9 protein-coding genes and 2 pseudogenes are annotated in these 12,021 nt (G+C 39.4%); 2 read left to right on the forward strand and 9 right to left on the reverse strand.

What is annotated here, in order from left to right; translation table 11 throughout:
• Positions 1 to 14: 14 nt before the first annotated feature.
• From IGJ99_RS08260 to lacG, 4 genes and pseudogenes are all read right to left on the reverse strand, one after another.
• A pseudogene (locus IGJ99_RS08260) lies at positions 15 to 335 on the reverse strand (lactose/cellobiose PTS transporter subunit IIB); the annotation flags it as partial.
• Positions 336 to 412: 77 nt separating this feature from the next.
• Positions 413 to 1,697, reverse strand: a pseudogene (locus IGJ99_RS08265) (PTS transporter subunit EIIC); the annotation flags it as partial.
• Between the two features lie 18 nt (positions 1,698 to 1,715).
• Positions 1,716 to 2,027: a PTS lactose/cellobiose transporter subunit IIA gene (locus IGJ99_RS08270; RefSeq protein WP_010735223.1), complete on the reverse strand. Its 312-nt coding sequence runs from the start codon at positions 2,025 to 2,027 to the stop codon at positions 1,716 to 1,718.
• Positions 2,028 to 2,043: 16 nt separating this feature from the next.
• Positions 2,044 to 3,444, reverse strand: coding sequence for a 6-phospho-beta-galactosidase (lacG, locus tag IGJ99_RS08275; RefSeq protein WP_010735222.1), 1,401 nt, complete (start codon positions 3,442 to 3,444; stop codon positions 2,044 to 2,046).
• A gap of 226 nt (positions 3,445 to 3,670) precedes the next feature.
• On the opposite strand from lacG, the gene IGJ99_RS08280 reads away from it, so the two are divergent.
• Together IGJ99_RS08280 and IGJ99_RS08285 are read left to right on the forward strand one after the other, a co-directional pair.
• The gene (locus IGJ99_RS08280) at positions 3,671 to 4,447 is read left to right on the forward strand and encodes a DeoR/GlpR family DNA-binding transcription regulator (RefSeq protein ID WP_023519826.1); all 777 of its coding nucleotides are present in this window, start codon (positions 3,671 to 3,673) and stop codon (positions 4,445 to 4,447) included.
• Between the two features lie 10 nt (positions 4,448 to 4,457).
• Positions 4,458 to 5,156 carry an HAD family hydrolase gene (locus IGJ99_RS08285; RefSeq protein WP_438770749.1) on the forward strand — a complete coding sequence of 233 codons (699 nt, stop codon included), beginning with the start codon at positions 4,458 to 4,460 and terminating at the stop codon, positions 5,154 to 5,156.
• A 28-nt stretch (positions 5,157 to 5,184) separates the two neighbouring features.
• Here the strand turns inward: IGJ99_RS08285 and dnaJ are convergent, their stop codons facing one another.
• From dnaJ to hemW, 5 genes are all read right to left on the reverse strand, one after another.
• Positions 5,185 to 6,351, reverse strand: a complete 1,167-nt coding sequence (gene dnaJ, locus IGJ99_RS08290; RefSeq protein WP_010735219.1) for a molecular chaperone DnaJ — start codon at positions 6,349 to 6,351, stop codon at positions 5,185 to 5,187.
• A 354-nt stretch (positions 6,352 to 6,705) separates the two neighbouring features.
• Positions 6,706 to 8,535 (reverse strand): molecular chaperone DnaK, encoded by a 1,830-nt coding sequence (gene dnaK, locus IGJ99_RS08295; protein WP_010735218.1) that lies wholly within the window; start codon positions 8,533 to 8,535, stop codon positions 6,706 to 6,708.
• Between the two features lie 55 nt (positions 8,536 to 8,590).
• Positions 8,591 to 9,139 (reverse strand): nucleotide exchange factor GrpE, encoded by a 549-nt coding sequence (gene grpE / locus IGJ99_RS08300; RefSeq protein WP_010735217.1) that lies wholly within the window; start codon positions 9,137 to 9,139, stop codon positions 8,591 to 8,593.
• Between the two features lie 79 nt (positions 9,140 to 9,218).
• Entirely contained in the window at positions 9,219 to 10,262 is a 1,044-nt protein-coding gene (gene hrcA, locus IGJ99_RS08305) for a heat-inducible transcriptional repressor HrcA (RefSeq protein ID WP_023519830.1), read from the reverse strand.
• Between the two features lie 232 nt (positions 10,263 to 10,494).
• A complete protein-coding gene (gene hemW, locus IGJ99_RS08310) occupies positions 10,495 to 11,676 on the reverse strand; it encodes a radical SAM family heme chaperone HemW (protein WP_438770750.1) in 1,182 nt (393 codons plus the stop codon).
• Positions 11,677 to 12,021 lie beyond the last annotated feature (345 nt).

Raw genomic sequence — 12,021 nt, forward strand, 5'->3', positions numbered from 1 at the left:
ATCTCTCCTTTGATTTAAAATTGATCTAAAACAAACCGAACAGCTTTCTCAGGATCTCTTGTCAAACCAATGTATTCTGCACCTTTTGTGGCAACCAATTTAATCCCTAAACGATCTGTGTCTTCCTTGATATCCTCATAGTAAGATTGGACTTGCGGCGCCAAGACGATCATATCAAAGTCTTCCATCATCTCGTAATGAGAACCATAAGCACCTGCTAAAGCACTGATTGGTGCATCAAATTCTTTTGCTCCTTCTTTTAAGGCATTTGCAAGCATAGCACTTGTACCTGCACCTGCACATAAAACTAATACATTGATTTCTTTTCCTGAATCACCCAAAGAACTCGCTTCTGTTGCCAATACTTCATTCGCCGGAATCGTCACAGTCACTTTTGTTTCGTTTTCTTGCATGGCTACTTGTTCTGCTTGTCGTGCTTCTTGCTCGACTAACGTTGCATCATACGCCTTACAGAATGGGAAGTAGATTGCAAAGTCGACGAGAATCAAGACGGCTGCTAATACAAACGCCAAAACCCCCATGCCGGTTCCCAAAACTAGTCCAATCGGCGCTGGCGTTGCCCAAGGTAAGACATACATGAAACTATTCATCCCAAACACATCAACAAAAAACTTGAACAAGCAAACGTTTACAATCGGTGTCAATAAAAACGGAACAAAGAAATACGGATTCAAAATCATCGGTGCCGCAAACAACAACGGCTCATTCACAGCAAAGCTGACTGGAATAACTGAAGCTTTACCAACGGCTTTTAACTGTTTGGATTTTGCAAACAGCAAAAAGATAAACGGCACGACTAAAGTCGCACCTGTTCCACCCATCGTTCCGACAAAATTTCCTAAACCAACAGTCAATACATGTGAAGCTTGTTCCCCAGAATTAAACAGTTGTAAATTGGTTTCGACATTCGCATAAATGATCGCTGCAATCGCTGGTTCAACAATCGATGGGCCATGCACACCAACAAACCAGAAAAATGCCATAGCACCCCAGATCACGGCTATCCCCAAATAGCCATCTGCTGCTGTAAATAGTGGTTGTAATAAAGTGATGATGGCTTCTGCAAAAGAGATGCCAAAAAGACTACGTGCAGCTAAGTCGACCAACACGGCGGCAAAGACCGAAAATGAAAATGGAAAAATATCGCGGAACGTTTGAGAAATCGTTCCTGGCACTTCTTTTGGCATCTTGATCGTAATATCTTTTCGTACACAAAACTTATAAATATTTACAGTAATAAATGCAGCGATGAACGAAGCAAGTAATCCTTTCGTCCCCATATATTCCGTTGAAAAACCACCTTCGATCGGTGAGACACTCAACAATAAGAAACTAACTAAAGAAGCAAGCATCACCGATGTGGTATTGATGATTTTATTTTTCGGCATTCTCCGATTCATCGATTCAGCTAAACAACGTGCAGTAGTTGTAGAAACTAATATGCCCACGACCCCCATCGAATAATTGTAGATTTTCCATAACCAGGTCGATACTCCTTCTGGCCATTGAAAACCAAAAATCTCAGGAACTGCCGCAATCAAAATAAAGATACTTGAAAATAAAATTGCAGGCATAGCCGTCAAGAATCCATCTCTGACCGCACCTAAGTATATATTACGTGAGATTTTTTCAAAGATCGGTTTGCCTTTTTCAATTTGCTTGATGATCCCATTCATGCTTTTCACTCCTAGTGATTATTTGTTTTTATATAACTCAATAAAATCTTGGATCAAATCTCTTAGCAATAAAGTAGTCATCAAGTGATCTTGTCCATGGATAAAAATAAATCCCATATCCATATCTTTTCCTGAAGCTTCTTCTGCTAAGATCTTCGTTTGTGAATTATGGGCTAATGTCAAATTCTCATCTGCATCCTTCAAGGCTTCTTCCACACGATCAAATTTCCCTTGACGTACTTCTCTTAATAATGTGAGTAACGTACTACGTGCATCCCCTGAATAAGCCACGATCTCAAAACCTAACATTTGCAATTCTTCTTTATTCATCTTCCATTCCTCCAACTTAAATGATTGTTTTTGTTTCACTGACGAATTTGTACCAATAGGCGGACTCTTTAGGGTAACGTTTTTGTGTTTCGAAATCGACATAGAAGAGTCCGTATCGTTTATTGTAACCATTTGACCAAGAGAACAAATCCATTAACGACCATAGGAAATAGCCTTTCACGTTGACTCCAGCAGATATAGCTTGGCTCAATGATTCTAAATAAACTTTCAAATATTCGATCCGTGGTTGGTCCATGATCACACCATCATCGAACTGATCTTTGAATCCCATCCCATTTTCAGTGATGTAGATTTTATTGTAGTGGGGATAATCTTCCTTGATACGTAACAATAAATCATATAACCCTTCTGGATAGATCAACCAGTCCCAATCCGTTCGAGGGATCCCTTCTTTATAGATCCGTTCCCCAATTCCTTTTACTTTATAAACAGAAGTTCCTTTGTCCCCTGTGCCATTATGATGGATCGCATTCTCTCCATGATACGCTTTGACAAAGTGGCATTGATAATGGTTGATCCCCAAGTAATCATTACGATGTGAGGCACGCTTCATCTCCGCCAGATCCTCTTCAGGAAACTCATAACTTGCGTCGTTCGCTTCACAAATCTCAGCAAGTGCTGACAATGTTTCATCAGAGTAATATCCTAAGTAAGTGGCATCTAAGAGAAAACGGATCGACAACGCATCATCTAAGAATGCTGCATGTTGATCTTCCAAAGCGTCCGATGCAGGATATTTCGTTTCTAAGGAATGAACCACACCAATTTCACCGGCGTATCCCTCGTCCTTGAACAAGTTCACCACTCTTGCGTGCGCATACATCATGTTATGCAAACAAGCAATGATTTTGGTAAAATCATAGGTGATTCCTGGTGGGAAAATCCCTAATAAATATTGATTCGTTGCCACTGGATAAATCTCGTTGAAGGTACTCCAGTAACGCACTTCTTTAAATTCTTTAAAGCAAAATTTTGCATATGCAACAAATGCTTCTATATTGTCTCTATTTAAAAAATCACCTTGATCAAATAAAACTTTCGGAGTATCAAAATGATGGAGCGTCACAAAAGGAAGTACACCATGTTTCTCACAAGCTGCAAAGACCTTATGGTAAAATGCCACACCCTCTTCATTGACTTTCCCAGTTCCATCAGGAAAAATACGACTCCACGCAATGGATAAACGTAACCCATTCACACCAAACTTTTCACATAATTCAATATCTTTTTCATATTGATGATAGAAATCACTTGCCGGATCAGGACTGAATCTTCCTTGTTTCTCTAAAAACTCGTCCCAAGCAACTTCACCTTTTCCGCCTTCTTTTGTTGCACCTTCTACTTGGTATGCCGCTGTTGCTCCGCCAAAAATAAAATCTTCTGGTAATTTCAGCATCTCTTCCCCTACCTTCTTGTCTACTAATTTATATGACAACACGAATTGTAATCGCATCCAAAACATTTGTCAACAAAAACAAACAAATTCAATCAAAAAATTGCATTTATTTAAAATAAAAGTGGCAATTGTTTGTTTAGGTTGATTATTTTTGTTTGCACATGTTTGTTTTTGTTGACCTCCATTCTATTCTATGGTAGATTATTTGTGAATTGGGAGTGATTAGATGTTAAAAAGAGAGCGCTTACTAACAATTAGTGAGATGGTGAATAAAAAAGGAATTTTAACGGTCAGTGAGATCATCGAACAATTGAATGTCTCTGATATGACCGTTCGTCGAGATTTGGATGAGCTAGAAAAGTCAGGAAAATTATTGCGTATCCATGGCGGGGCTCAAAGTCTTACCTATACCCTCGACCAAGAATTATCACATACAGAAAAATCAGTCATGCAAATCAAAGAAAAGCAACAGATTGCAGCAACTGCTGCACAGTTGATCAATGAAGGCGATACAGTCTTTTTGGGCCCAGGAACGACGATCGAGTTATTAGCTTCTCACTTGATCCACAGAAAATTGCGGATCATTACGAATAATTATGCCGTTTTTGAAGTGTTAGCCCAAGCAGAAGTTCCCGAAATTTTGTTGATCGGTGGCGATTTTCGAAAAAACACTGGTGCATTTGTCGGCCCCATCACCAACGATAACCTCAGAAAACTGAAGTTCACCAAATCTTTTATCAGCGCTAACGGTGTGCATAATGAAGCAATCTCAACCTATAGTACTGAAGAAGGCGAAGCCCAACAAATTGCATTGAACCATTCGAAAAATAAATACTTATTAGTGGATCACCAAAAATTTAATCGCGATGACTTTTATATCTTTTATCAATTACATGATTTCGATTTATTGATTACTGATCCACACATCAAGTCACATGTGAAAGATCATTATTCGCAATATGTCCAAATAAAATTAGCGGAATCGCTAGAAAATGAACTTTAGGAGTGAACGTATGAAAGGAATTATTTTTGATTTTAACGGGACGATGTTCCAAGACTCCCATTTACATGAAGCGGCTTGGGTCCAAATGATCCAACATTATTCTAAAAAAGAGCTTTCTGATGAAGACATTGTTAAAAATATCCATGGACGTACCAATAGCGAGATATTGAATTATTTTATCTCACCTACTTTATCTAAGGAAGAAGTCGAGAAACTATCAAACGAGAAAGAGGCATATTATCGCACTCTTTGCTTAGAAAAACCGGATGATTTAGTGCTTACGCAGGGATTGATCGGTACTTTGGATATATTGAAAGAGGAGGATATCCCGATCACCATCGCTACAGCGACAGTCAAAGAAAACGTTGAATTTTATTTCGAGATTTTCGATTTAGCGCGATGGTTTGAATTTGACCAAGTCGTTTACGATGATAATACTTTTCCAGGTAAACCACAACCTGATATCTTTATCAAAGCTGCCCAAAAATTGGCTCTTGAACCAAAAGACTGCTTGGTCATTGAAGATGCTTATTCTGGACTTTTAGCAGCCAAGCGTGCAAATATCGGTACGATCATCGCCATTGATCCATTTGGAAAAAATCGCCAGTTATTCTCCGATCAAGAACTAAGAAAAGATGGTGTGATAGAGAATTTTGATGATTTCTATCTCAATTTCTTCTCCACTGCAACTTCATCAAAAAAAAGATAGACGTATGATCGTCTATCTTTTTTTGTATTTATTTACGTTTTTTTCCGCCAAACGCATCTTTTACTTTATCAAAAAAACCATCTTCTTGTTGCTCTTGAACATGCATGCCGCCTGCTTTAGCAAACGCACGTAAAGCTTCACGCTGTTCCTCATTGAGGTTTTTAGGTGTGATCAATTTCACACGTACATGTTGGTCCCCTGTAGAACCACCACGTAAACGCGGCGCTCCTTTGCCACGTAAACGGAAGTTCGTTCCCGTTTGCGTACCAGCAGGGATTTTCAATTTGACATCCCCATGAACAGTTGGCACTTGTACTTCATCGCCTAATGCCGCTTGCACGAAGCTTAATGGTAACTCATAATAGATCTCTGAGCCATCGCGATCGAAGATATCACTTTCTTCTACTCGGAAGACCACATATAGATCTCCGAATGGGCCTCCATTTTCGCCTGCTTCACCTTGTCCTGCTAAGCGCATTTGTTGTCCTTCTTCCACACCGGCTGGTACATTCACTTTGACCGTATGTGCTTTCTTCTCATGACCAGAGCCATGACAAGTTGGACATGGTTCTTTGATCTCTTTCCCAGTGCCTCGACACACATCACAAGTTTGGCGGCTCATCACACGACCAAGTGGCGTTTGACGTTCCACATTGATCGTTCCAGAACCATGACATTTATGACAAGTCGTCGGTTGTGTTCCTGGTTTTGCACCATTTCCGCTACACGTGTGACATATTTCTTCACGGTTGTATTTGATTTCTTTTTCTACCCCAAAGATTGCTTCTTCGAAGGATAAATTGACTGTATATTGTAGATCTGATCCTTGACGAGGGGCATTTGGATCAACAGATCTTCCACCACCGCCAAAAAACGAATCAAAAATATCTTCAAATCCACCAAAGCCAGCTCCACCACCGGAGAAGCCGCCAAAGCCACCAAAGCCGCCGCCACCTGCGCCATAATTAGGATCAGTTCCGGCATGTCCGTATTGATCGTAAGCCGCACGTTTTTGTGGATCACTTAAAATCTCATAAGCCTCGGAAACTTCTTTGAATTTTTCATCAGCATCAGGCTCTTTATTGATATCTGGATGGTATTTCTTTGATAACTTTCGATAAGCTTTTTTTATTTCGTCTTCTGAAGCTCCCTTTGACAGCCCCAAGACTTCGTAATAATCACGTTTTGTTGCCATAGGCTTTCCTCCTATTGGTTCTCTTCATTTCCACGTCGTTTGTTATCATATCACACTTTGATCGAAACAAAAACCGGAAATTTCGAAGTATCGACTAAAGAAGAAAAAATCGATCATTGATTTCTATGGCATGAAGAAAAGAAAACATTTCTCTTCTTGATCCAAAGAAAAATCATAATTGATGACTTGTTTCTTTACACTAGCGATGCTTCTAAACTCTATAAAATAAAGTGATACAAGATTATTCCCTCGGAAATAAGCCGAAGAATCGCGAAAATATGAGAAGCTATTTTCGAATTCTTCGGCTTATTCTAAGCGGGACTTGATCTCTTTAAGTGAAACTAAATGAACTGATTATTTTTTGTCGTCATCGACTTCTTCAAAATCAGCATCTACGACATCATCCGCTCCGCCTTGGGCAGCTTCAGGATTTTCTTGAGCTTGTTGTTGTGCCGCTTGTTCATATAATTTAACTGTCAAGTTTTGCACGATTTCGTTCAACGCATCACGTTTTGTTTTCATTTCTTCGATGTTGTTTGCTTCTACTGCAGCTTTCAACTCGTCACGAGCTGCCTCAGCTTTTTTCACTTCTTCTTCGTCAACTTTACCTTCTAATTCTTTCAAGGTTTTATCAACTGAGAATAGCAATGCATCGACATCGTTACGTAGATCCACTTCTTCTTTACGTGCTTTATCTGCTTCTGCATTAGATTCAGCATCTTTCACCATGCGTTCGATTTCTTCGTCTGTTAGACCTGAAGAAGATTTGATCGTGATTTTTTGTTCTTTTTGTGTACCTAGATCTTTAGCAGATACATTTACGATACCATTTTTATCAATATCGAATGTTACTTCGATTTGAGGGATACCGCGTGGTGCAGCTGGAATATCTGTCAATTGGAAGCGACCTAATGTTTTATTGTCCGCAGCCATTGGGCGTTCCCCTTGTAATACATGGATATCTACCGCAGGTTGGTTATCCGCAGCTGTTGAGAATACTTGTGATTTACTTGTTGGGATTGTTGTATTACGATCGATCAATTTTGTAAATACGCCACCCATCGTTTCGATACCTAATGATAATGGTGTTACGTCTAGTAAAACAACGTCTTTTACATCACCAGTGATCACGCCACCTTGGATTGCCGCACCCATCGCTACAACTTCATCTGGGTTTACTGATTTGTTTGGTTCTTTTCCTGTTTCTTTTCTTACAGCTTCAACAACCGCAGGAATACGCGTTGAACCACCGACTAAAATCACTTCATCGATTTCTGATTGTGACAAACCAGCATCTTTCAATGCTTGACGTACAGGAACTTTCGTACGTTCCACTAAGTCAGCTGTCAATTCATCAAATTTTGCACGAGTCAATGTCATTTCTAAGTGCAATGGACCAGCATCGCCAGCTGTGATAAATGGCAAGCTGATTTGAGTGCTTGAAACACCTGAAAGATCTTTTTTCGCTTTTTCAGCAGCGTCTTTCAAACGTTGTAAAGCCATTTTATCTTGACCTAAGTCAATGCCATTTTCTTTTTTGAATTCAGCAACCATATGATCAATGATTTTGTTATCAAAGTCATCTCCACCTAAATGGTTGTCTCCAGCAGTAGATAATACGTCGAATACGCCATCACCTAATTCAAGGATCGATACGTCGAATGTACCACCACCAAGGTCAAATACTAAGATTTTTTCATCGCGATCTGTTTTGTCTAAACCATAAGCTAGCGCTGCCGCTGTCGGTTCATTGACGATACGCTCTACTTCTAAACCTGCAATTTTACCAGCATCTTTAGTTGCTTGACGTTGTGCGTCGTTGAAGTATGCAGGAACAGTGATAACTGCTTTTTCTACTTTTTCGCCTAAATAATCTTCTGCGAATCCTTTGATGTATTGTAAGATCATTGCAGAGATTTCTTGTGGTGTATATGATTTACCTTCAACATCCACTTTATAACCAGCTTCACCAATATGGCGTTTGATGGAAGAAATCGTATTAGGGTTTGTTACTGCTTGACGTTTTGCTACTTCCCCTACTTGGATCTCACCATTTTTAAATGACACAACAGAAGGTGTTGTACGGTTTCCTTCTGGGTTTGCAATGATTTTTGCTTCATTTCCTTCTAATACAGCTACTGCTGAGTTTGTAGTACCTAAGTCAATTCCGATAATTTTACTCATAATCAACGTCTCCTTATCTTATTACTAAGTTGTTTGTTTCTATTCCATCATGACTTTATTGCGCAACGATAACCATTGTCGGTCTCAATACGCGGTCATGTAATTTATAGCCTTCTTGTAACACTTCAACGATCGTATCAGCAGGTAATTCATCTGTTGCTGGCACGGTCTGAACTGCTTGATGCAATGTCGGATCAAAAGGTTCACCTTTTGCAGGGATTTTTTCGATTCCCTCTTCCTTCAATGCATGTTTCAAACTTTCAAGAACCATCTCGACACCTTTTTTCAAACTTGCACCTTGCTCATCAGATACTTCTGTTGCTAAAGCACGTTCTAAGTTGTCGATCGAAGGTAATAATTTTTTGGCTAAATCTTGTGAACGATATTTTTGCAATTGCTCTCGTTCGTTTTTACCACGATTTGCCATATTAGCGATTTCTGCTCTCGCACGCAAAAACTTGTCTTCCATTTCATCAAATTCAGCTTGGAGATTTGCAAGTTCATTTGCTTCTTCTTCCACTTCTGAAACTTCTACTTCTTCCGTTTCTGGATCTAGCTGCGTATCATTCAATTCCTGATCTAATTCTTCATGGTTTTCTTTCATGATGCAGTCTTCCTTTCATTATTCAGTCAGATGCTTGATCGCTCAAATCGAAAAAACGATCAGTCACTTTTGTGATTGTTTAAAAATCCGAGCGATCAAGTGTGCGATAATAATCAGCGAGTTTGTGCGCCAATTCTTTTCGATAGACATCGACAAGGCCTAACATTTTGGAATATGGCATACTAGTTGGTCCTAGCAATGCAATGGTTCCACGTCCATGGCCGACGATTTCATAACTCGCTTGGATCATACTCATATTTTGCAATAGGTCATTGCCTATTTCCGAACCGATTTTGATATGTATCTTGCTATCCATCGGTACGATCATCTGTGTCAGTTCATAGGAATCTGTCATAAATGAAAACATTGACTTGAACTGATCCACATCTTGCAACGGTTCATAATCCAATAAGTTCATTTGGCCACTCACATAAACTTTATCTTCAAACGCATGACTCAATACCGTATCAAAGAGATTTGACATCCCTTCGGTTGTTTGAAAATATTTATGCAAAATCATTGGGATCTCCGTGCGTAATTTGTTGTATACCGTCACTAACGGATCTCCTACCAAACGGTCATTGACAATACGAACCATTTTTTCTAAGTCCTGACTACCTAAGTTTTCAGGAAGAGTAAAAACCTGACTTTCAACGTTCCCATTATCAGTCACCACGATCGCAATCACCTGACGACTGTTCAATGGCACGATGCGAAAACCGGTCAAACGGCGATCTTTAATCTCGGGTCCTAACGAAAAAGTAGTGTAACTAGTCAACTCAGATAAAATCTCAGCTGATTGTTTGATGATTTCGTTGATTTCATGGAATTCCTTGTTTAAAGACTGTCGAATTTGGTGCAAATCATCATTTGCTACACGAGCAGGTCGTAACAGATGATCCACATAATAACGATAACCTAGCGCAGACGGTATACGTCCAGAAGAAGAATGTGTCTTTAAAAGTAGACCTTCATCCTCTAAAGCTTTCATATCATTACGGATCGTCGCTGGACTTGCCTCGACTCCTTCCGCCATTAACGTTTTGGAACCAACGGGCACCCCACTACTCGTATAGTTTTGGATGATCAGACGTAAAATATCACTTTGTCGCTGTGTTAACATCTTTCTCACCTCTCATTAGCACTCTTAGCTTCTAAGTGCTAACCCACTTATAAATATAGCAAGAAGACTAAAAAGTGTCAAGGAAAAGAACCTACTTTTTTAGCACTCTGCCACCGAGAGTGCTAATCAATTGTCAACTTGCTTAAAATACCGTCATATCAGTCTTTTAATCATAAAAAAATTGATCAAATCGTTTTTTTATTTCGTTGTTATAAAAAATTTAAACAATCATTCAGTCGTTTATCAAGTCCTTATCCAATAAAAACCGTTCGAAGACATTATTTCCCAAAAAAGTTCCTTTTTGTGTCAAATATACTCGGTCTTCTTCATTCACTAACAACTCTTCTGCTACTAACTCATCCAGGACAGATTGATACAACGATTCAATCGATCGACCATAACGCTGTAAAAAGTGTTGCTTCTCAATGCCCACCTTTTTTCTTAAACCAAGAAACATCTCTTCCTCAATTTGATTTTTACGAGATAACTCTTCACATTCTAATACCGGTAGCTCACCTTCACGTAACGGACGCAAATAATGTTGGATCGGACCTTTATTTCGATATCGCGTATGATCCAAATAGCCACTTGCCCCTGCGCCAAAACCGAAATAGTGATCATTATTCCAATACATCAAATTGTGTTGCGATTCATGACCAGCTAAACCAAAGTTACTGATCTCATATTGATGACGTTGGTGTTTTTCCATCGCCGCAATCGTTTCTTCAAACATCCGTGTCTCCGTCTCTTGATCTGGCAATTGCAACCGACCTTGTCGAACCCAATTCATAAACATCGTTTTATTCTCTAAAATCAATGAATAAAGAGAATAATGAGGTAAGTCTAAGGCTAATGCCCGCTCCAAAGTATCAAGATAGCCTTCTAACGTCTGCCCAGGTAACGCATAGATCAAATCAATGCTGACATTTGAAAAATTTTCCGCCTCTAAAAATCGCATTGTTTCATAGACATCTTCCGCCGTATGTTTTCGACCAATTTTCTTTAATAAGCGATTATCAAAGGTCTGGACCCCCATCGATAAACGATTGACCCCATAATTCTTCATTACTTGTAGCTTTTCCCTGGTCAAATCACCAGGATTCGCTTCCACCGTAAACTCTTTTCCTTCATTAAAAGGTAAGATCTCTCTGGCACCAGACAATAGTCGATCGAGCTGCTTAGCCGATAAAGAAGTCGGCGTTCCACCACCAACATACAGCGTCTCCAATTCATTCACCGGACGACGCTCCATCATGATCGCCATTTCCTTTAGTAGCATTTCGACATACTCATCCACTGGTTGACCTTCTAGAAACACTTTATTAAAGTCACAGTAATAACAGATATGTTCGCAAAACGGGATATGGATATAAGCAGAAAGCTTATGTTCTGCGGATTTGTTTGTTTCTTTCATTGTTTTTTCTTTCTCCTTACGTCAAAAAGTCGTACCGCTTTTCGACCACTCTTTAAACGGTGTTCAAGTGCCAACTCCTTGAAATAAGCCAGCAATTTTCAAAACATGAAAAGCTGTTTTAAAAATTGCTTTCTTATTGTCATCGGAGCTAACCGGCACTTTCACGACCTCTTATATACGCATACTAAACGTATTTAACAAACAAATCCACTAAAAAATCCAAGAATCGGTTTCTTGGATTAGTTTTTCTTTAGTTGTATTGGAGACTTGTTTGTAAATTTCCAGTGTGGTTTTCATGTTGGCGTGCCCTACACGTTCTAGAATGTATGCGTTTCGTGTTATAGT

This window comes from Enterococcus sp. AZ095b (assembly GCF_051714725.1).
GTDB lineage: Bacteria > Bacillota > Bacilli > Lactobacillales > Enterococcaceae > Enterococcus_B > Enterococcus_B pernyi.